Annotated in this window: 16 protein-coding genes and 1 pseudogene; 14 read left to right on the forward strand and 3 right to left on the reverse strand. The window is 61.3% G+C overall.

Annotated elements, in window-relative coordinates; translation table 11 throughout:
* Positions 1–10: 10 nt before the first annotated feature.
* Positions 11–289, reverse strand: a pseudogene (locus tag KHO23_RS11745) (IS6 family transposase); the annotation flags it as partial.
* Between the two features lie 171 nt (positions 290–460).
* On the opposite strand from KHO23_RS11745, the gene KHO23_RS11750 reads away from it, so the two are divergent.
* The 12 genes from KHO23_RS11750 (at position 461) to KHO23_RS11805 (ending at position 16033) form a co-directional block, all read left to right on the forward strand.
* Positions 461–2698 (forward strand): TonB-dependent receptor, encoded by a 2238-nt coding sequence (locus tag KHO23_RS11750; protein WP_211611239.1) that lies wholly within the window; start codon positions 461–463, stop codon positions 2696–2698.
* A gap of 83 nt (positions 2699–2781) precedes the next feature.
* Positions 2782–4152: a Y4yA family PLP-dependent enzyme gene (locus KHO23_RS11755; RefSeq protein WP_236066807.1), complete on the forward strand. Its 1371-nt coding sequence runs from the start codon at positions 2782–2784 to the stop codon at positions 4150–4152.
* Positions 4139–5179 (forward strand): PLP-dependent cysteine synthase family protein, encoded by a 1041-nt coding sequence (locus tag KHO23_RS11760; protein ID WP_211611241.1) that lies wholly within the window; start codon positions 4139–4141, stop codon positions 5177–5179. The genes KHO23_RS11755 and KHO23_RS11760 overlap by 14 nt, the downstream gene beginning before the upstream one ends.
* Positions 5176–6342 (forward strand): NAD/NADP-dependent octopine/nopaline dehydrogenase family protein, encoded by a 1167-nt coding sequence (locus KHO23_RS11765; protein ID WP_236066808.1) that lies wholly within the window; start codon positions 5176–5178, stop codon positions 6340–6342. Before KHO23_RS11760 ends, KHO23_RS11765 begins: the two co-directional genes overlap by 4 nt.
* An 11-nt stretch (positions 6343–6353) precedes the next feature.
* Complete coding sequence (locus tag KHO23_RS11770; protein WP_211611242.1) at positions 6354–8261, forward strand: IucA/IucC family protein; 1908 nt, start codon at positions 6354–6356, stop codon at positions 8259–8261.
* Positions 8262–8264: 3 nt separating this feature from the next.
* Positions 8265–9515: an MFS transporter gene (locus KHO23_RS11775; protein ID WP_211611243.1), complete on the forward strand. Its 1251-nt coding sequence runs from the start codon at positions 8265–8267 to the stop codon at positions 9513–9515.
* A 38-nt stretch (positions 9516–9553) separates the two neighbouring features.
* A complete protein-coding gene (locus tag KHO23_RS11780) occupies positions 9554–10750 on the forward strand; it encodes an ABC transporter substrate-binding protein (RefSeq protein WP_211611244.1) in 1197 nt (398 codons plus the stop codon).
* Entirely contained in the window at positions 10747–11808 is a 1062-nt protein-coding gene (locus tag KHO23_RS11785) for a FecCD family ABC transporter permease (RefSeq protein WP_211611245.1), read from the forward strand. The genes KHO23_RS11780 and KHO23_RS11785 overlap by 4 nt, the downstream gene beginning before the upstream one ends.
* The gene (locus tag KHO23_RS11790) at positions 11802–12569 is read left to right on the forward strand and encodes an ABC transporter ATP-binding protein (RefSeq protein ID WP_211611246.1); all 768 of its coding nucleotides are present in this window, start codon (positions 11802–11804) and stop codon (positions 12567–12569) included. The genes KHO23_RS11785 and KHO23_RS11790 overlap by 7 nt, the downstream gene beginning before the upstream one ends.
* Positions 12570–12580: 11 nt before the next feature.
* Positions 12581–13783 carry an aminotransferase class V-fold PLP-dependent enzyme gene (locus KHO23_RS11795; RefSeq protein WP_211611247.1) on the forward strand — a complete coding sequence of 401 codons (1203 nt, stop codon included), beginning with the start codon at positions 12581–12583 and terminating at the stop codon, positions 13781–13783.
* Positions 13773–14189, forward strand: coding sequence for a ParB N-terminal domain-containing protein (locus KHO23_RS11800; protein WP_211611248.1), 417 nt, complete (start codon positions 13773–13775; stop codon positions 14187–14189). The genes KHO23_RS11795 and KHO23_RS11800 overlap by 11 nt, the downstream gene beginning before the upstream one ends.
* Before the next feature lie 938 nt (positions 14190–15127).
* The gene (locus KHO23_RS11805) at positions 15128–16033 is read left to right on the forward strand and encodes a LysR family transcriptional regulator (protein ID WP_211611249.1); all 906 of its coding nucleotides are present in this window, start codon (positions 15128–15130) and stop codon (positions 16031–16033) included.
* 127 nt (positions 16034–16160) lie between these two features.
* Here the strand turns inward: KHO23_RS11805 and KHO23_RS11810 are convergent, their stop codons facing one another.
* Positions 16161–17078 carry a LysR substrate-binding domain-containing protein gene (locus KHO23_RS11810; RefSeq protein WP_211611250.1) on the reverse strand — a complete coding sequence of 306 codons (918 nt, stop codon included), beginning with the start codon at positions 17076–17078 and terminating at the stop codon, positions 16161–16163.
* Positions 17079–17271: 193 nt separating this feature from the next.
* Here KHO23_RS11810 and KHO23_RS11815 point away from each other — a divergent pair, with 193 nt between their 5' ends.
* Positions 17272–18000 (forward strand): isochorismatase family protein, encoded by a 729-nt coding sequence (locus KHO23_RS11815; protein WP_211611251.1) that lies wholly within the window; start codon positions 17272–17274, stop codon positions 17998–18000.
* Positions 18001–18120: 120 nt separating this feature from the next.
* The gene (locus tag KHO23_RS11820; RefSeq protein ID WP_211611252.1) at positions 18121–18999 is read left to right on the forward strand and encodes a pirin family protein; all 879 of its coding nucleotides are present in this window, start codon (positions 18121–18123) and stop codon (positions 18997–18999) included.
* A 165-nt stretch (positions 19000–19164) separates the two neighbouring features.
* On the opposite strand, the gene modA is transcribed toward KHO23_RS11820, so the two are convergent.
* Positions 19165–19989 (reverse strand): molybdate ABC transporter substrate-binding protein, encoded by an 825-nt coding sequence (gene modA, locus KHO23_RS11825; RefSeq protein ID WP_211611258.1) that lies wholly within the window; start codon positions 19987–19989, stop codon positions 19165–19167.
* Positions 19990–20002 lie beyond the last annotated feature (13 nt).

Consider the following 20002-nt stretch of genomic DNA (forward strand, 5'->3'; position numbering starts at 1 on the left):
TCATGTAGCGGACGAACATCTCGTCGAGGTGCCACGTACTGCCCGGCTTGCGTCGCACCGCTTTCACCCGGTGAGCAAAGCCCTTACCAAACTTGCCGCACCAGCGTCGGATCGTCTCATCCCCCAAGGGGACTTCCTTCGGGGAGTATGTCACGGTCACAACGCGCTCGAAGAGCCGTTCCTCGATGTCGCGCAAGCTCAACTGAAAGCGAAAACTCCAGCGCACGGCGCAACTGATGACCACGGCCGGAAAACGGAGGCCGTGATAGAGCGACTTCGGTTCCTTCATCGTGCACTCTTACGGCACGGGCTCCGCACCCTGACAAAGCCCCTGCACAGTGCGAATAAGATTTTTCCTACAAATTATATTGCGAATCGTTCTCATTCGCGTTAATGTTAACAAAATCGAAAGCTTGCCATCGGAACCGATTTCCTTAACAAAAACACGAACGTAATCAACATGCTATCCCGCCTTTGTCGCATTGCCCGCCGGTCATCCGCTTCACCGTTCGAGCCGCCGGCCGACCGTTTCAACCCGCTGGCTTTGTCCGTGCGCCTTGCATTTGCAGGAGCGCTGACAACGGGTTTGGGCACTTCTGCCTACGCGCAAGCGCAAATCGGGACTACCCAGGAAGTCAGCAAGGACACGAAGGAATTGCCCGCCGTGACGGTCAATGCAGAATCGGGCAGCGATTTTCCCCAAACCTACGCGGGCGGCCAGTTGGCACGTGACGGACGTGTAGGACTGCTGGGCAACAAGAGCGTGATGGATACGCCTTTCAGCGTCAGCGACTACACCTCGAAGCGGATGGAAGACCAGCAGGCGGTGACGCTGGCTGAAGTGTTGAACAAGGATCCATCCACGCGGTTTACCGGGCAGATCGGTGGCGTGACCGATTCGTTCTTCATTCGCGGCTTTCCGGTCAATGAAGGGAATCTGAGCGAGGTCGCGTTCGACGGTGTGTATGGCGTTTCGCCCAATTACCATCTGTTCACGGAGTATCTGGAGCGCGTCGAGGTGCTCAAGGGGCCGGCCGCGCTGCTGTATGGAATGTCGCCGAACAGTGGTGTCGGCGGTGTGATCAACGTGGTGCCAAAGCGCCCGCTGAACAAGGATTTGACCCGCGTCACGCTCGACTATGCGTCGGATTCCCAGGTGGGCGAGGCGATCGATCTGAGCCGCCGTTTCGGCAGTGAGCGTCAGTTCGGCATCCGGTTCAATGGCTTGCACCGTCAAGGCAGCACGCCGCTCGACAACCAGAAGTCGCGCGCCGAGGTGGGGGCGTTGTCGCTCGATTACCAGGGCGAGCGGTTCCGCGCTTCGCTCGACGTGATCGAACAGTATCAATGGGTCGACGCACCGACGCGCCCATTCCTCGTGGCATCGGGCATACAGGTGCCCAGTGCGCCGGACGGCCGCCGCAACGTTACCCAGTCCTGGGGCTGGTGGAAATCCAATGACACGTCGACGTTGCTGCATGCCGAATACGACGTCAACGATCACGTCACCGTATTTGCCGACGCGGGCGGCACGAAATCGGATGTCTCGCGGCTTTCGGATCAGACGCCGACCATTCTGAATTCAGCGGGCGACACCACGGCCACGCCGCAGAACTGGAAATTCCAGATCAACCGCTCGACCGCGGACACGGGCGTACGCACCCAGTTCAGTACCGGTGCAGTCAAACATGCCGTGGTGCTGCAGGCGAACGTCTATCAGGACCGCATCGCGAGTGCGAGCAATTCCGGTAAAGCGATCCTGTCGAACATCTATTCGCCGATCGCGAGTCCGGAGCAAAACGTGAGTGTGCCGACGAGCGTACCCAAGCTTTCGGCTTCGACGCTTTCGGGTGTGGCCCTGGCCGATACCATGAGCATGTTGAACGAACGACTGCAATTGACGCTCGGTGTGCGTCAACAGCACGTCCAGTCCGACAACTTCAGCGCGACCACGGGGGCGCGGACATCGTCGTACAACGAGAGTGCCACCACGCCGCTCGTCGGCGTTGTCGTGAAGCCGTGGCAAAACGTGTCGTTCTACGCCAACTACATCGAAGGTCTCAGCAAAGGCGATATCGCCCCCACAACCGCGTCGAACGCGGGCCAGGTTTTCGCGCCCTACAAGACGAAGCAGGAAGAGGTCGGCGTCAAGCTCGATATGAGCGGCGTGCTGGCAACCCTGGCTGCCTTCAGGATCACCAAGCCGAGCGGCCAGTTGTACGGCACCGTCTATTCGGTCGATAGCGAGCAGCGCAATCAGGGGCTGGAACTGAACGTATCCGGCGAGCCGCTGAAGGGCGTCCGCCTGCTGGGCGGGGTGACGCTGCTGGACGCCACGCTCACGAAGACCAACAGTGCCGCGACGGTGGGTAACCGGCCTGTAGGCGTACCGACGTGGATGGCCAATGTCGGCACCGAATGGGACTTGCCGTGGGTACCCGGTTTCACGCTGACGGGCGGCGTCAATTACACCGGTCGCGAATACGTCAATCAGGCGAACACTCAGTCCGTACCGTCCTGGACGACGGTGGACCTGGGCGCGCGCTACCAGACCAGGCTGTACGGCAAATCAACCACCGTTCGGGCCGGCTTGCTCAACGCGTTCGACCGCAAGTACTGGTCAGGTGTCGCCTCGTACGGAACGATTTCGCTGGGTGCACCGCGCACTATCTTTCTGTCGGCTTCCGTGGATTTCTAAACCGGTCAATCATGACGCAAATGCCAGACACTACGTTACTCCAGGCAGAACGAAGCGATTGTGGCGAGGTTGATGAAGCGGATGTGCTGCAACCGCTTCTCGATCCAGCCATTTCCAGCCTCGTCTTCGATTCGCAAGGCACGTTGCTGAAGCTGGTTGGGCAGTATGGTTCGCCGCTCAATATTGTATGGCCGGACATGCTGCGGCGAAACGTCGAAGCCTTTCGCACCGTGCTGAACCGGCACAACGTCCGGTCTGAGATCTACTACGGCGCGAAGGTCAACAAGTCGCTGGGTCTGGTGCGCGTGGCCGTCGAAGCTGCCGTCGGCGTGGATGTCTCCAGCATCTATGAAATGCGCGATGCGCTGCGGGCTGGAATCGAACCAGCCAGGCTTTGTGCCACGGGTCCCGCCAAAACCCGGGTTTTTCACGCAGCGCTTATCGCCAATGGCGCGTTGATCGCGGTCGACTCCGTCGAGGAGTTCAACGATCTCGACGCGCTTGTCCGTGAGATCGGGCTGGATCGCCCGACGCGGGTGCTGTTGCGCTATCGGCCCGCCACGTGCGCAACGAGCCGCTTCGGCATGGGCGCCGACGACCTGCTGGCATGCCTGCGGCGTCTGACCGGGTTAAAGGATCGGTTCCTGTTCGAGGGCTTTCATTTCCATCTCGGCGGCTACGGTCATGAATCGCGAGTGCAGGCCGTGCGTGAACTCGCCCGCTTCGTGGTCGCCGCGCGCGATATGGGCCTCGCGCCGACGATCCTCGACATCGGCGGCGGCCTGCCTGTTCAGTACATAGAGAGCGAAGCGTACGGGGCGTTTTTGCGTGCGCAGCACAGTAGTGACTACCGTAATGGCAAGGTGCCCGCGTCGTTCTATCCGTACGGCGGCCCGGTCGGCGCGTGTGAGTGGCTGGACCGGTTTCTCCAGGCGCCGTGTGCCGACGGCCTGTCAGTTGCCAGGTATCTCAACGCGATGCAACTGACTCTGGCCATCGAGCCTGGGCGGAGCCTCGCCGATCAGGCCGCGATCTCCGTTTTCCGGATCACGCGCGTCAAGTCGTTGGCGGCGGACCAGGTTGTCATTTTCGCGGAAGGCAGCAGTTTCAGCGCGTGCGAAACGTGGTTCGCCTCCGAGTACCTGGTGGACCCAATCCTCGTGCCGGCACAGGTCGACAGCGAGGACGATGGGCAACCGGTACGCGCCTGGATTGCCGGACACAGTTGTCTCGACGAAGACGTCATCACCAATCGCCTGATTCATTTTCAAAGGAGGCCGAAAGCGGGCGACCTCCTGGTGTATGCCAACACCGCGGGCTACCAGATGGACATGCTCGAAAACGAATTTCACCGCCATCCCATGCCGCGCAGGATTTCCGTGGTCTACGACGCCGCGGGCGGCATGCAGATTTCACCTGACGATCGAATGGAGTACCGGAATGATTTTGAATAAAGTGACCGACCTGATCGGTAACACGCCGATTCTCAGCATTTCCATTCCAGCAAAGAATGCCAGGCTGCTGCTGAAGATCGAGAAGAACAACCCGGGCGGAAGCATCAAGGACCGCATGGCCCGCAACATGATCGTTGCGGCGCTCAAGTCGGGGCGGCTCAGCGCCGGTGGTGTAGTGGTGGAGTCGTCTTCCGGGAATACGGGTATCGGCCTCGCGATCGCGGCCGTGGAGTTCGGACTGCGATTCATTGCGGTAGTCGATCACCATGCCGCGCCGGACAAGATCGCGGTGATGCGCGCGCTCGGCGCGGAGATCCGCTATGTCGAAGGCACCTATCGCGAGGACGAGGTCGCGGTGGTGGAGCGGCAGCGCCTCGCAGCCGAACTGGCCAGCGAGATTCCAGGCGCCGTGTTCATGAATCAATCGGACAACGCGGCCAACGCGGGAGGCTATTCGGATTTCGTCCGGGAAGTCATCGGCGAGGTTGGCGGTGTCGATGCGTATGTTGGCTGCGTCGGCACGGGCGGGTCGATGACCGGCATCGCTCGCGGGCTGAAAGTGCACAACCCCAAAACGAAAACGATTGCCGTCGAACCGGACGGATCGATCGTATTCGGCCAACCGGGGCATGCCTATTATCAGTCTGGCACTGGCACGCCGGCGGGCGACACGGTGGGTCTCGTGCTCGACTACAGCTGTATCGACATGGGCGTGCAGGTCTCCGATGCGCAGGCGTTCGAGACGGCCCGTTACATGGCCAAGCGCACAGGGCTGCTGGTCGGCGGATCGACCGGCGGCGTGATCTATAAGGCGCTCGAATTCATCCATAGCGGCCTGATCGGCGGCAATGTGGTGGCCGCCGTGGCTGACGGTGGAGAGAAGTATTTGCATACGGTCTTCAGCGAGAGCTGGCTGAAGGAGCGCGATCTGCTCGACCCGCAAATCTGGGATCGGCTCGACGGCTGGTTCGGCCAGGAAAGCTTTGTCGAGACGCCGCGCGAATTGCCGCGGTTGCACGCGGTATGACGGCGACGAAGGAGAACGCCGTGTTGCCGCTCAACGTGGTCATTTGCGGCGGTGGTCGAACCGGCCATCTCGCCGCCGTGTTGTTCAAACAGATTCCCGGTGTGCGTGTTTCGCTGCTGACGGGCAGTCAAGAGGTGATCGACCGCTATCGCCGCAGCGAGAACGGCATCACGGCATGGATGCCGGATGGCACGACGTGCGCCGCCCGTCTCGACGCCGTCACGAGTGAGCCGGCCACGGCGCTCGCCGACGCGGATGTTGTCATCATCACCGTGCCCGCCCACGTCAGGCCGGCGCTGCTAAACGCGATCGCACCGCATTTGCCGGCCGACAAACCCGTCTACGTCGGCGCGATTCCGGGTTTCTGCGGCTTCGACTGGCTCGCCGAGCGCGCATTGGCGGCACGACCCAATGCCGTCATCTGGGGCATGAAGGACGTGGCGCATACCGCTTTCGATTTACAGCCCGGCGTGTCGATCAGAATGGGCGGCGCGAAGAGCACGCTGTACGTCGGCACTCACGCACGCGAAACGGAAGCGGCGCGCGCTGCGTTGCTCACGCACCTGAAAAGGCTCTACGCATCGCCCGTCGAATTGCTGGACGATTTTCTGGAAATCACCCTGACGCCCGGCAATCCGATCATGCACAGTTCGGTGATCTACGGACTGATCGGACCCTACGGGCAATGGCACGACAAGGCGTTTTCTACGCGGCTGTGCTGGTGGACCGATTGCCCCGAACTCGGCGCGTATTTCCTCGAACGCAGCGACGAAGAGAGCCGCATGCTATGCAAGGCTGTCGAGCAGCGGCTGGGTGTGGATCTATCGTCGATCAAGCCGTTGAAGCAGGAAATCATCGAGGCGTACGACGATCAGATTCGCGACCACGGTACGATGCTATCGGTGTTGCGCACCAATCAGGCCTACGACGCGATCGAGGCCCCGCTGATCCCGACTGGAGATCGCAGCGGATACCTGATCGATAAGGAGAGCCGCGCATTTCATGAGGACGTGGCTTTTGGCCTCGCATTGCTGGTCGAGATGGCCAGACGTCTCGAGATGCGCTTGCCTCACATCGAAGAAATCTTTCACTGGAACGTGTCCTATATGGACGGCCTGCGCAGTTCCGCCCTCGACTACTTTCCCGAAACCTGGCCAGCGTGAGCCCGGAACTTATGAAGAACTCTCTTTCGCTATTGCAACCTGATAACGCGTTCTATGTGGACCGTCGGCAAACCGCGCTCGAGTCGGCGCAGCACAATGCGCTGCGACGCGTCGTTCGTTGCCTGTTCGCCGAGAAGATCGTCGCCACGGACGCACTTGTCTTCGCGCCCGAGGGCGGCGGCGCCTGGTTGCCGCTCTGGAACCGGCATGCCATGCTGTTCTTTGCCAACCTCGAGCGGGCGCCGGCCGATACCTTTATCAATCGCGGCGCTATTACGTTGATCGACTCTAACGGCGCGCGCACCGCGATCGAAGGTTCCGATCAACTGATCGACCTGCTTCGGCCGAGCTTCGATTTTGCGCCGAGCGACGACGGCGTGGCCGGACTCAAATCGGACATGGCCAACAGTATCGAGAACGACGCGCTCGCCCGTATTTATCGCGACGCATGGGATACGGATCTGCGCGCGCATATCGACGCGGCCGGCGATCGTGGTCTGATCCACTACCTGCGCAAGCATATGAGCGTGCGGGATGCCGCCGTGTTGCTCGATCAGTGGGGGGCGCTCGAAGGTCATCCGTTCTATCCCACCTGGAAGAGCAAGCCGGATCTGAACGCGACCGAGGTGGCCGCGCTGTCGCCGGAGTTCAACGCCAGGGTCGACGTGCGTATCGCCGCGCTGCGGGCGGACATGGCGTATATCGAGCGGATGCCGCACGTCGACAGCTATCACGACTGGTTTGCCGCGCAGTTCCCTCAGTTGTTGGCACGCTGGAAAGAGGGCCTGGAGGCCAGGGATCTCGACGCACGTCAGTGGCTGCCGTTGCCGATCCATGCGTGGCATCTCGACCATTTCGTGCGCAACGAATACGCGTCGGAGATCGAGGAGGGCGTGCTGATTCTCGACGGCCCCGATATCGTGACATTGCCGACCATGTCGTTCCGTACGATGATGCCGCGGCTGCCGGGACCGGTGCCGTTCATCAAGCTGCCGGTCGCGCTGTGGCTGACGAGCGAGCAGCGCAGCCTCCAGGCAAAGTCGATCCATATGGGACCGCGCGTCAGTACCGTCATCAAACACATCCTGGCCGACGAGAACGGCTTTGACCAGACGCTCGAGATATTTACGGAAGAGGTCGCGCTTCACTACAAACACGCGGTGCGCCAGGAAGATCGGCCGGGACGTCACCTGTCGGTTGCGTATCGCGCCAGCAAGGACGCGTTCGAACGCACGGACGGTCTGTTCCCGATCACCGTGGCCGCCTTGCTGACCCGCTCGCCGGCGCGTGGCCGACCGCTCATCACGGAACTGATCGAGCACGACGGCACGCCTGCGACAGCGGAAGCGGTAGAGGCCTGGTTCCGCCGATATGCGCGAGTCGTCACGCATCCGGTGATCGGCATCTATCTGCTCTACGGCATCGCGCTGGAGGCGCATCAGCAGAATACGTCGGTGCTGTTCGCCGCGGACGGAACGCCCCGAAGCCTGTTGATTCGCGATTTCGGAGACGGCCGGACCTATGCTCCGCTGCTTGCCGAACGGGGCTATGAAATCAAGCCGTACGTGCATCCGGGCATTCTGCCGACTGTCTTCGACGGGGACATCGAGCCGGTTCGAGCCTTCGTGCTGGACGCATGCTTCGTGTGTCATCTGCACGAAGTCGCGCTGCTGCTGACAGAGGAATATAGGCTGGCGCGATCCCGCTTGTGGGAGATTCTGCGCGAAGAAACGGGCCGCACCTTCGACGCCTTCGCGCCGCGTGTTTCCGACGCGCTGTGGCAGGCCGAGCGGGTAGCGTTCCTTGACCATCCCTGGCCGACGCGCTCGGTACTGCGAATGCATCTGCTCAAGTATTCGGACTACCGGCTTCAGCATCATCTGCCCAATCCGCTGCTGCCGGCGCGCAACGAGGGTTGATCGATGACGCATGTCACCGTCGCACCGGATCGCGCGGCGCGCCTGATTCACGTGCTATTCGTGATTCAGCTCGTCTCCATGGGCGCCATGGAGATGAGCGGCCCGTTCTGGCCGATCCATCTGAAAGCGCTCAGCACGTCCAGCTTCGAGTTCGGCTTTGCCGGCGTCGCGGTCTATGTGGGGCCCATGCTGGGCATCATGCTGACGAGTGCGTTCTGGGGCCGCGTCGGCGATCGCACCGGGCACAAGCTGATGATGATCCGCGCCTTGCTCGGGCTGTCGCTCACGCAATTGGCCTTGGCCTTTGCCGCGGATGTCTGGACGATCCTCGCGCTGCGATTCGTACAAGGCGCGTGCGCGGGCTACATCGCGCCGGCGCAAACCTATGGCGTCAGCATCGAGTCTCCGTTGCGCCGGGCGCGGCTGTTTGCGTATCTGCAGGTCTCGACCAATCTGGGCTCGTTAGCCGGTGCAGTCTCCGGCGGTCTGATTCTCGATCACGCGACGTTCTTCTGGATCAACATCGCTGCCGCCGTTCTGTGCGTGTGCTGTGTTGCGGCCGTGGCGCTGATTCTGCCCGATGTGCCGGTGTCGAAGCGCGTGCCGGCAACCGATCCGGCGAGCGGCACGGCGGCTGCGTCCGGTGCGCGGTTCTCGTGGCGTTCGTCGCCGATTCCCGGCTTGCTCGGGGTGGTCGGTATTTTGCTCGTGAGCCGCACGATCACCCAGACACCGTTCTCGCTCTACGTGAGTTCGATGTTCGGCGTGGGCAACTGGGTGGTGGGTCTGTGCTACGGCATGCTGTCGTTGGGCTTTGTCGTATCCGCCTCGCTTTGGGCCCGCTATTTCGAGCACAGGACGCTGCCGGACGCGCTGCGCAGGATGACGTTCATCGCGCTCGTCTGCGCCGGCCTGACGCTGGCGGCAGGGCTCACGCGCAACGTCGGCGTGTTCACCGCGATTCATTTTGTGTGGGGTGTTCTGCTCGGCGCCACGACCCCGGTCCTGATGTCGCTGATTTCGCGGGCGGCTGACGGTCTCTATCAGGGCTACGTTCTGGGCATCGCACAAAGCACGACGCAGTTTTCTTCGATTGCCGGCATTGCCATGGGCGGCTGGTTGAGCGACAGCGTCGGTCTGCAATACACCTACTTCTTCGTGGCGGTGTCCTACGTACTGGCGATGGTCGTCATCCTGGCGCTCAGGCGCGAGCGCGGCGCCGTCGCGCGCCCGCAGATTTCGCCGGGACAATAACGAGGTTGCCGAATGATTATTCACCTGCATTTTTCATCATGACCATCCAACGTCGCTGGGGCAATGTGCTCATTGCTCTCGCAGGAATCGCCGTACTCGCGGTGGCGCTCCTCGTCCTGAAGCGGGCCGGGGGCGCTTCCGCCGCAGCCGATGACAGCAAGCCCGCCCTGACCACAGTGACCGATCTGCTCGGACGCAAGGTTCAGGTACGCGTGCCGGTGCGCCGCGTGATCCTGGGAGAAGGGCGTCAGCTCTATCTGGTTGCGGCGCTCGACACCGACAACCCGCTGCAGCGGATTGTCGGCTGGCGCAAGGACCTGATTCAATCGGACCCGGACACCTGGTCCGCGTACCTGCGCAAGTTTCCCGCGATCGCTGACATTCCGACGTTCGGCGGCTTCGAGGACGGCACGTTCGACATCGAACAGGCCATTGCGCTCAAGCCCGATGTGATTCTGATGAACATCGAAGCGCAGCGGGCCACGGAGGACGCGCGCTACACCGAGAAGCTCGCCGCATTGGGCATACCGGTTGTGTACGTCGATTTCCGTCACTTTCCCGTAGAAAACACCGAGCCGACCATGCGTCTCGTCGGCAAGCTGTTCGGCAAGGAAGAGCGGGCGGAGGCGTTCATCGCGTTTCGCGCCGCGCAGATCCGGCGCGTCACCGACGTCATCGCCGCGCAACGGCCAGCGCGTCCGAAGGTGTTCATCGAACGTATCGGCGGATACACCGAGGACTGTTGCCTGAGCTTCGGCAATGAGAACTTCGGCAAGTTCGTCGAGATGGCGGGCGGCAACAACATCGCCAAGGGCATCATTCGCGGAACCTTCGGCCAGCTCAATCCCGAACAGGTGGTGGCCGCCGACCCGGACCAGGTGGTCGTCACCAGCGCCAACTGGGAGGCGTTTGTGCCGCATGGACGCTGGGTCGGCGTGGGGCCGGGCGCGGACCTCACGGAAGCCGCACGCAAACTCGAGGCTTACACCACGCGGCCGGCCTATGCCGGCATCACGGCGAACCGGAACCACGCGTTTCATGCAATCTGGCATCAGTTCTACAACAGTCCTTACGACTTCGTCGCCATCCAGCAGCTGGCGAAGTGGTTTCATCCAGCGCTCTTTGCCGATCTCGATCCGGACGCCACGTTCCGCGAGTTGCATGAACGCTTCCTGCCGGTCGACTACGCACCCGGCTATTTCGTGAGCCTGCCAGGCGCGGAGAACCGTCAATGAGTGCCCTGCCTCTGGTCGAATCGACCCAACGTAATGCCTATCGCGGGCTCGTGCGGCGCAAGCGCGTGCTGCTCGGCGTTTTTGCGGTGCTGCTGCTGTTGAGCGTGCTGCTCGATCTCGCACTCGGCCCGGCGAACTACAGTCTCGCCGACGTCGCGCGCGCGGTGCTCTGGCCCGATACCGTTTCGTTGCAATTGCGCGTGGTGCTGTGGGACATCCGCATGCCGGTGGCTCTGATGGCCGTGGTCGTGGGGGCGGCACTGTCGCTAGCCGGCGCACAGATGCAGACGATCCTCAACAATCCGCTCGCGAGCCCGTTTACGCTGGGCATTTCCGCCGCGGCAAGCTTCGGCGCGGCGTTGGGGCTCGCCTTCGGTCTCAAGCTGTTCCCGGTCGCCGTCGACTATATGGTGCCGCTGAACGCTTTCCTGATGGCCGTCCTGTCCGCGCTCCTGATTCACGCACTCAGCATGCGGCGTGGCGTGACGGCCGAAACAATCGTGTTGCTCGGCATCGCGCTCGTTTTTACGTTCAACGCGCTGCTCGCGCTGGTCCAGTATTTCGCAACCGAGCAGGCAGTCGCCGCCGTCGTGTTCTGGACCATGGGCAGTCTGACCAAAGCGACGTGGCCCAAAGTCGGCGTGATCTGCGTCGTTATCCTGATCATGCTGCCGGTTTTCGCGCGACGTGCCTGGGCGTTAACGGCACTGCGTCTGGGCGACGACAAAGCCGCCAGTTTCGGCATCAACGTGCGGCGGTTGCGCTTCCAGACGCTGGTGATGGTTAGCCTGCTTGCGGCGTTCCCGGTCGCGTTCGTGGGCGTCATCGGGTTCGTCGGGCTGGTGGGGCCGCATATCGCGCGCATGCTGGTCGGCGAGGATCAGCGCTTTTTCCTGCCGGCTTCATTGCTGACGGGAGCGCTGATGCTATCGGTCAGTTCCGTGGTGAGCAAGACGCTGATTCCGGGCGCCATCTTTCCGATTGGCGTGGTGACCTCCCTCGTCGGCGTGCCGTTCTTCATTTCCCTGATTCTGCGCAGCAAGAGGACCGCATGGTGAAGCTACGGCTGGACGGTGTCGGCGCGGCTTACGGCAGTCGCCGGATTCTCTTGGAGATCAGCACACCGGCGTTCTTCGGCGGCGAGGTGGTCGCGGTCATCGGTCCCAATGCGGCCGGCAAGTCGACGCTGTTCAAACGCATGGCGGGGTTGGTCGATGGGCCTGGCGAGGTGCGTCTGGAAGACTCGCGCAAAGGGTTGGAGGGCGTCTGCTATATGCCGCAGGATAGCGCCGCCAGTGCGAGACTGACGGTCTACGAATCCATCCTGCTGGCGTGCAAGCAGCATCAGCCGAGCTGGGCCGTGCACGACGCCGATCTCGCGCTGATCGATGGCATCATGGCGTCTCTAGGTATCGGCGAGCTGGCGTTTCGCTACCTCGATGAGTTGAGCGGTGGTCAGCGGCAACTGGTCTCGATCGCGCAGACGCTCGCGCGAGATCCGGAAATCATGCTCATGGACGAGCCGACCAGTGCGCTCGACATGCGCCGGCAAGCGCAGGTGCTCGGCTTCATGCGCGCGCTTGCGAAGCAGCGTGGGGTGATCGTTTTCATCGCATTGCACGATCTCAATCAGGCGCTGCGCTTTGCCGACCAGGTCCTGGTGATCGCCGACGGTACCGCGCACGCCAGCGGACCTTGCGAAGACGTCATCACGGTCGCGATGCTGCGCGACGTGTACCGGATAGACGCGCGCATCGAGCGGTGTTCGAAGGGGGCGTGTCACGTGATCGTCGACGGCGCCGTACAGGATTTCATCTGATTGGGGAGGCTATGCTCGATCTTGCCCGACTCCGCGCCGATACTCCCGGCACGCACGACGTCGTACATTTCAACAACGCTGGCGCGAGCCTCATGCCGCGGATCGTCATCGATACGGTCGTGGAGCATGTGCGCGAGGAAGCGCGTCTCGGCGGATACGAGGCGGCCGGCGCTGCCGCCGGGCGGCTTGAAAGCGTCTATGTTTCCGTCGCACGGCTGCTCAACGCGCAACCCGACGAGATCGCGGTGATCGAAAACGCGACGCGCGCCTGGGACATGGCGTTCTACTCGTTGCCGCTTTCGGCGGGCGATCTCGTGCTGACGTCCGCAACGGAATATGCGGGCAACTACATCCCGTACCTGCAGTTGCAAAAACAGCGCGGCATCCGGATCGAGGTCATTCCGAACGACGGGCAAGGCCAGGTGTCCGTCGAGGCCTTGCAGCGAAGGTTGACCGACCCGCGCGTGAAGCTGGTCTCGCTCCCGATCATCGCCACCAACGGCGGCCCCGTGCAACCTGTCGAGGCGATCGGCGCGGCGGCGCGCGAGGCGGGCGTAGGGTTTCTCCTCGACGCGTGCCAGGGGGCTGGGCATGTGCCGCTGGACGTGAAGAAGATCGGCTGTCACATGCTGGCTGCGACGAGCCGGAAATATTTGCGGGGACCTCGCGGCATGGGCTTTCTGTATATCGAACGGGCGCTCTGTGCGCAACTGGAGCCCACCTTTCTCGATCTGCACGCGGCGACGCTGCAAACGCCGGATCGGTTCGAGATACGCGGCGACGCCCGGCGTTTCGAAAACTGGGAATGCAACGTTGCGGCCAAGCTCGGCATGGGCGCGGCGATCGACTACGCGCTCGAGCTCGGCATCGTGCCCATCTGGACGCGCATTCAGGCGCTCGCCGGTGATCTGCGCGAGCGGTTGGCGCAGATCGACGGCGTGACGCTCCAGGATAGGGGCGCGGTCAAATCGGGCATCGTGACGTTCACGCTCGACCGTTGCGATTCTGCGGATGTCCAGCAATGGCTGGCGTCGCAAGCCCGACGCATCAACGTCTCCCGTTCGACGTTCCAGTCGACGATGCTGGATATGCAGATGCGCGGTCTGCGCGACGTGGTACGCGCCTCGGTTCACGCCTACAACTCGGACGAAGACATCGACGCGCTCGTGCAAGCGGTGCAGGCGATGTCGAGGGGGATAGCCCATGCTCGATAAGCTGCCGTATTGCGTCGCGCTCAAGCCGCTCGCTTTTTTCCGGCCCTCCGAGGCGGTCGACGAACACGACGTGCACCGTCTGGCCGCAGCCATTCGCGAGGCCGGTTCATGGACCACGCCGATCCCCATCGAGAAGGGGACCGGCATCATCATGGACGGTAACCACCGGGCGCGTGCGGCCGCGCTGCTCGGATTGCGCTACGTGCCCTGCGTGTTGCTCGACTATCGGGATCCGAGGGTGTCAGTCACGCACTGGCAGACTGGCGAGCCGTTCTGTGTCGATAGCATCCGCAGGCGGATCTTGCAGGACCGAGGGCTGCTCCCCTACAAGACGACACGGCATCGCTTCGCGCCGGTGCTACCCGCAACGGAGATTCAGTTGTCCGTGTTGCATGGGGGCGCTTGATTTGTTCCGCGTTGTACCCTGCGAGTCAGCCTGACGGGCGCTGACCGTCAGGACACCTGCCCGCGTATCCCGTCGCGCGCTTCCAGCGTTAGCCGAGATGGGCAGGCTTCGAACACCCCTCCAGAACATTCCCCCAGAACGCCCCCGGACCGATCACGGACTCCGGCGCGTTCGCTTCGACATTCAAATATGTAGTAGAAATCTATCTGCCGGCCAACCTTGATTGCAGGGGGGCAAATCGGGCATCGATGCGCAGACCGGCGTATCGAACCATAAATGAATATTCATGAACGGTTCAGGTTGCTTTTGGTACGACGCCGTATTGTCAGCATGAGAGGGCCGTGCGCGCGAACATTGAGCAGGGCCGTCAGACCGATCGGATTCGCGCTCGTTGCGATCCATCGGCGGGCGCGCTCAATGGTTTTTGTTACTGCAGGAATCACCACAAGACTCGGCATTCCAACATGCCGTCAATAAGAGGAGACGCACTGTGAGAGACGCCGCAATACATTCTGAAACCGGGGGCGCCGGTCGTGCGTGCCTGCTGCGCCTGCCGCTGGCGATCGGTTTTTCTCACCGTCGATCGGCGCGCTGGCCCAACTGCTTCCCCTTGCATGGTCTTGTAGGTCGGGCGAACGCGGGGATTCGACTGAACGATACGGCGTGGCACTGAACGCAACCTGAACCGATCATGAAAATCCGTTCATGATCGGCGCGCTTGACGTAGCTCCATATCGACGCATTCTGGTTCCCGCGTTGTGGAGGGGCGGCAAGAAACGCGAGTTGGTTTGCGATAAAGTCCCGACGGGTGGAGACTGGGTGGAATCTGGCTCCGGATAGTCAATCGATTCCTGGACGTCCGTCCATGCGTGCTGGGCAGACCTTCCCCGGCACAATTAACGGACCTCGACATGTAAAGAAAGACGAGACAACAAACAATGGACAAGATTTCCGCAATGAAGGTGTATGTGAAGGTGGTCGAAACGACCAGCTTCACGAGAGCCGCCGAAGTTCTGCATACGTCGGCAGTCTATGTGACCCGTATGGTGCAGGCTCTCGAATCGGATCTGGGCGTGAAACTGCTGAACCGGACAACCCGTCGAAGCAAGCCGACCGATGCGGGCCTTCGCTACTACGAACGTTGCGTCGCGCTCCTTCGGGATATAGACGAAATGGACACCGACGCTCAGGCTTCGAAGGGAAGCCAAAGCGGAACAGTCCGCGTCAGCATGCCCTCGCTAGTTGCGAAATCGACCGTTATCCCGGAGTTGCCGAAATTCTTTGCCGAGAATCCTGATATTCGACTGGACATCAGCATTGCTGATCAGCACCTCGATCTGATCGAGGAAGGGCTGGACTGCGCCCTGCGCGTGGGAACGGTGAGCGAACCTGGACTAGTCGCTAAAAAAGTGGGTCATTACAAAACGCTAACCTTCGCGTCGCCCGACTATATCCGCGCCTATGGCGAGCCCTTCAGCCTGGGTGACCTCAGCGATCACATCGGCGTGAGTTATGCCACGAAGTCAGGCCGTATCAGAAGTTGGGAGTTTCTCGATGGGGATGTGGTCCGCTCGGTTTCGCTGAAAAGCGCAATCCTGGTGAACGACCAGGATACCTACGTGGCATGCGGACTTGCGGGTCTCGGATTGATACAGGGGAGCACCTTCATACTCGACGCTCATGTGCGAGCCGGTCGATTGAACAAGGTTCTGAGAGACTATCCGTTAAATCCCCGCCCCGTGTTCGTTGTGTATATGCCTAATCGAACCAGGCCGAAGCGAGTCGACATTTTTATCGACTGGTTAGTCGATTTGTATTCGGTCCATCTTGCCGACTCAAGCTAATATCGTCACGTCATTGAATGAACGTGTATCCGATCGGGCGTTGTAAAACGCACGGTGCGAGAAAGTATCCTGGTTCCGGCCTGCGGACCTCGCCTTCATCTTCAACGGTGAAGGCCACGCGTTGGCACTAACCCAGGAGGGGCGGCAATTCGTCCTTCAGGAAATCGACCAAAGCGCGTACCGCAGGCATCATTCCGCGGCGCGTCGGAAACAGCACCGCCAATCGCCCCTCCCTGGGGCGCCACTCCGGTAGTACGACGCACAACGTCCCGCTTTCGATCTCACGCGTGCATGCATAGAGAGGCAGGCCCGCGATGCCCATTCCCGCCAACGCGGCTTCCTTCAGCGCCGTCATATTGTCGCTCTGCAGCCGGGGTTGAATCGGCCGCATGACAACCTCGCCATGTGCGCTGGTCAGGCGCAGTACGGTTGCCGGCTCATGGATCGACGCATAGATCAAAAGATCGCCGTGGGGTAGCGCGTCCGGTTCGCCGATCATCCCGGTTCCTGCCAGATACACGGGGCTGGCCACCAACCCCCAACGCACAGTGCACAGTGGGGCCTGGACCAGGCTGGAAGACTCCACGTCAAAACCCAGACCGCGTACCACCACGTCGACATGTTCCTCGACAAGGTCAACTTGTCGGTTACTTGCCTCGATTGCCAGTCGGACCTTGGGGTAGCGCAGCATGAAGCGGGGCAGCAATCTGGCGAGCACGATGTCGGTAATCGCGACGGACATACTGGCCCGCACCAGCCCCGTGGGCTCGGCAGTCCGACGCCGAACCGCTTCTTCACCGGCCTGCGCTTCGGAAATCATGGCCCGGCAATGCGCGTAAAGCGCCTGGCCGGCGTCGGTCAAGCTAAGTCGGCGCGAGGTTCGTTGGAGCAGCCGAACGCCGAGGTTGGCCTCCAGATCGGTGACCCGTCGGGAGATATGGGATTTGCTGACGCCGAGCACCTCTCCCGCGGCGGTAAAACCGTGATGCTCAATCACCTGAGCAAAAAGATAGAGGTCGTTCAGGTCAAGAGATACGGGTTTCATCCGTTGTCCAGGTGTCCTTGGGTTGGCTTGCCTATCGTTTCCGGTGAGCAACGATAGGTCGATAAATACCATATTTATCGTTTGTCGTTGCGTAACTATGATTCATTTCAACCGGAGCAGATGTGCACCGGACAGTCCGGCGGGAGCGTCCATACGCCAATGCCGTATCCAGATGCCAACGTTAATAAAGACCATGAAAATCCTGACTCTCCTGAAAGCCGCGGTTTTTGCCCTGGCTGTCGTCACCACCTCCGCCACGATGGTCCAGCCGGCCAGCGCAGCGCCTGCGACGAACGCGCTCGCGCCTTCGGGTGCTCCGTACTCCTTGCTGTCGCGGGACAACACAGTGCTGGTGCTGGTTGACCATCAGATCGGCCTGTTCACCGGCGTGCGCGACATCGATACCGGTGAGCTCAAGCATAACGTGGTGGCGCTCGCCAAAGCCGCGAAGACGCTCGGCATCCCGGTCATTGTCACCGCTACGATGCCCGACGGCATGTGGGGTCCCACGATCCCTGAACTGACTGCCGCGCTTCCAGGTGTCCCGGTGATCAGCCGAACCTCGATCAATGCCTGGGACGATCCGAATGTGCGGGCCGCCATCGAAAAGACTGGCCGTAAGCAGATTTTGATCGCCGGCGTTTCGCTGGAGGTGTGTGCCACGTTCCCGGCGCTGTCGCTCAAGGCCGCAGGCTACGACCCCCGTGTGGTGATCGACGCCTCGGGCACGTTTAGCGATGTCAAGCGCACCGTGGGGCTGCAGCGCCTGGCCGGTGCCGGCATCCCGGTTACGGACTACGCCACGGCGGGTGTGGAAATGCTGCATGGCAACGATGATCCGAAGGCTCAGCAGGTGTATGCCGATCTCGATATGCCGTTTGCCAACCTGGTGTGGCAGCTCAAGAACGCTGCGCGCAAGTGAGGCAACAACCCGATCCGGCGAGGGCGAACAGCGTCCTCGTCCGACCAACCCCGAAGCTATCCAGGCAAGCAGGCCCGGATAGCTGCGGGGCTAAACGCTACGGTAAGACGGAATATCACCATGGACAAGTTTGTGCGCGTGTCGCATGTCGTTGCCGGTCACGACGTGACCATTGACGAAGCTTTCTGGGCGAAGCGCTTCGATGAGCGATCGTTCGACGGATTGATCGATCCCGTTGTCATGCTCGATCATTTTCACATGACCGGCCCGACCTTTGCTGCGCATCCGCATGCTGGAATTTCGGCGGTGACCTACCTGTTCGAGGACGCGATAGGAGCGCATGTCAATTACGATTCGCTGGGCAATCAAGGCCCGATCAATCCGGGCGCATTGCATTGGTTTGCCGCCGGCCGCGGGGCGGTGCATACCGAACAGCCGGAAGGCAAGGAGCAGCATGTTCACGCGCTGCAGATCTTCGTGAATCTGCCGGCGAGCAAGAAATTCAACGCGCCGTATGCCGTTCACGTGGAGCCGCATGACATCCCGGAGTTCAAGGCTCCCGGTGTTCGTGTGCGTGTGGTGTCGGGCAGCAGTAATGGCGTGGGCGCCGCCCACTCTGTGCAACTACCTGAACCATTCACGTTGTTGGACGGCTTCCTTGCACGTTCATCTGCATTCAGCCATGAGCTATTGCGCGGCTGGAAAGGGTTGATTTACGCCGTCTCGGGAGCGTTGCGGATCGAGGCCGGAGACGAGGTGCGACATCTGCTGGCCGGAGAAGCCGTCGGTGTCGCCTTGGATGAGGACGCTACGGAGGGCGGGGTAGCAATTCGGCTCGTCTCTGAAGAAGGCAGCCACTTTGTCATTCTTTCCGGCCCAGCCTTGAATGAACCGATTGCCAAACACGGGCCGTTTGTCATGAATACCCCTGAGCAACTTGAAGATCGCATCAGAGCTTTTCAGAACGGTGAATTTGGGCAACTCGTCACGTTGCCGTGAAATGATCTGGAATGCTTAACTATTTGCATGCAAGGTACCCGGGAAGTTTTAGATGAACGACACACGGGCCAAAGGCCGCAACAGCCGAATGCCTGCCGGCAGAGCACGTGACAACGACGTCACGAGAACCTGCCGGCGCGCGGCTGCATGGGGCCGAGCGACATTCTATTGGCGCGCGACCGGCGTGAACCCGTAATGTGTGAGTACGTCCTGTGCCTCCGGGCTCATCAGATACAAGGCAAGCCGGTAAGCGGCATTGCGGGTGGTAGCGGTCTGCGGCAGTTCCAGGACCGTCATCCCATAGTCGACTGAGATGCTGAGGTTGGCCGGGAGCTCGACCTGCACAAGGCTCGAATCGGGCTTTGTTTCGTGAGAACTGCAATAGCCGATAAAGACGTCGACACGCCGCGTCGCCATAAAGTATTTCACGGCATTCTGACCCACTGGAACCTGAGGCGCTTCTGGACCACCCACCAGTTGCTGCGCTTTCGTCTCCAGAATCTGCTTCGCTCCGGGGCGGACTGAGTCAGCCTTCGCGAACAACTCCCATGCATAGTCACCGCCCGGGTCTGCCTTCGGTGTCGAAGTGCCGATCTTTATGTTCGGATCAAGCAGCGTGTCGAGCAGGTTGTCCGTTGTGAGACGGACGTCCGGGCGGGCCTGAACACAAACCCGATTCCTCGCAAAGACAACGGTGGGCGCAGCCTTTCCTTCTGCCGTCAGGCGCTGCGGATGCGCCATATTCGCGGAAACGAAAATATCCGCCTTGGCGGAATTCTCGATCTTGTTCAATAGAAGACCTGCTGGCCCTGTGACGAGATCAACTTTCTGGCCAGTCTCCATCGTGTATTGCTGCGTGATGGCGGCGAGTGCACCGCTCGTGCTTCCGGCCGCATAGATGGTGACAACCGCTGTGGCGGGTGCCTGCTGCGCCCACGCGATGCTCGTGGTGCTACCGAGAGCGAGGACAAGAAGGGTGCGAAGTACCATATATCGGTCCTTG

Source organism: Paraburkholderia haematera, assembly GCF_905220975.1.
GTDB classification, from domain to species: domain Bacteria; phylum Pseudomonadota; class Gammaproteobacteria; order Burkholderiales; family Burkholderiaceae; genus Paraburkholderia; species Paraburkholderia haematera.

Excerpts from the sequence above, each read along its gene's own strand:
- KHO23_RS11750 (WP_211611239.1), top strand. The coding sequence starts at position 461 with ATGCTATCCCGCCTTTGTCGCATTGCCCGCCGGTCATCCGCTTCACCG.
- KHO23_RS11760 (WP_211611241.1), top strand. The coding sequence starts at position 4,139 with ATGATTTTGAATAAAGTGACCGACCTGATCGGTAACACGCCGATTCTC.
- KHO23_RS11765 (WP_236066808.1), top strand. The coding sequence starts at position 5,176 with ATGACGGCGACGAAGGAGAACGCCGTGTTGCCGCTCAACGTGGTCATT.
- KHO23_RS11770 (WP_211611242.1), top strand. The coding sequence starts at position 6,354 with ATGAAGAACTCTCTTTCGCTATTGCAACCTGATAACGCGTTCTATGTG.
- KHO23_RS11775 (WP_211611243.1), top strand. The coding sequence starts at position 8,265 with ATGACGCATGTCACCGTCGCACCGGATCGCGCGGCGCGCCTGATTCAC.
- KHO23_RS11780 (WP_211611244.1), top strand. The coding sequence starts at position 9,554 with ATGACCATCCAACGTCGCTGGGGCAATGTGCTCATTGCTCTCGCAGGA.
- KHO23_RS11785 (WP_211611245.1), top strand. The coding sequence starts at position 10,747 with ATGAGTGCCCTGCCTCTGGTCGAATCGACCCAACGTAATGCCTATCGC.
- KHO23_RS11790 (WP_211611246.1), top strand. The coding sequence starts at position 11,802 with ATGGTGAAGCTACGGCTGGACGGTGTCGGCGCGGCTTACGGCAGTCGC.
- KHO23_RS11795 (WP_211611247.1), top strand. The coding sequence starts at position 12,581 with ATGCTCGATCTTGCCCGACTCCGCGCCGATACTCCCGGCACGCACGAC.
- KHO23_RS11800 (WP_211611248.1), top strand. The coding sequence starts at position 13,773 with ATGCTCGATAAGCTGCCGTATTGCGTCGCGCTCAAGCCGCTCGCTTTT.
- KHO23_RS11805 (WP_211611249.1), top strand. The coding sequence starts at position 15,128 with ATGGACAAGATTTCCGCAATGAAGGTGTATGTGAAGGTGGTCGAAACG.
- KHO23_RS11810 (WP_211611250.1), bottom strand. The coding sequence starts at position 17,078 with ATGAAACCCGTATCTCTTGACCTGAACGACCTCTATCTTTTTGCTCAG.
- KHO23_RS11815 (WP_211611251.1), top strand. The coding sequence starts at position 17,272 with ATGAAAATCCTGACTCTCCTGAAAGCCGCGGTTTTTGCCCTGGCTGTC.
- KHO23_RS11820 (WP_211611252.1), top strand. The coding sequence starts at position 18,121 with ATGGACAAGTTTGTGCGCGTGTCGCATGTCGTTGCCGGTCACGACGTG.
- modA (WP_211611258.1), bottom strand. The coding sequence starts at position 19,989 with ATGGTACTTCGCACCCTTCTTGTCCTCGCTCTCGGTAGCACCACGAGC.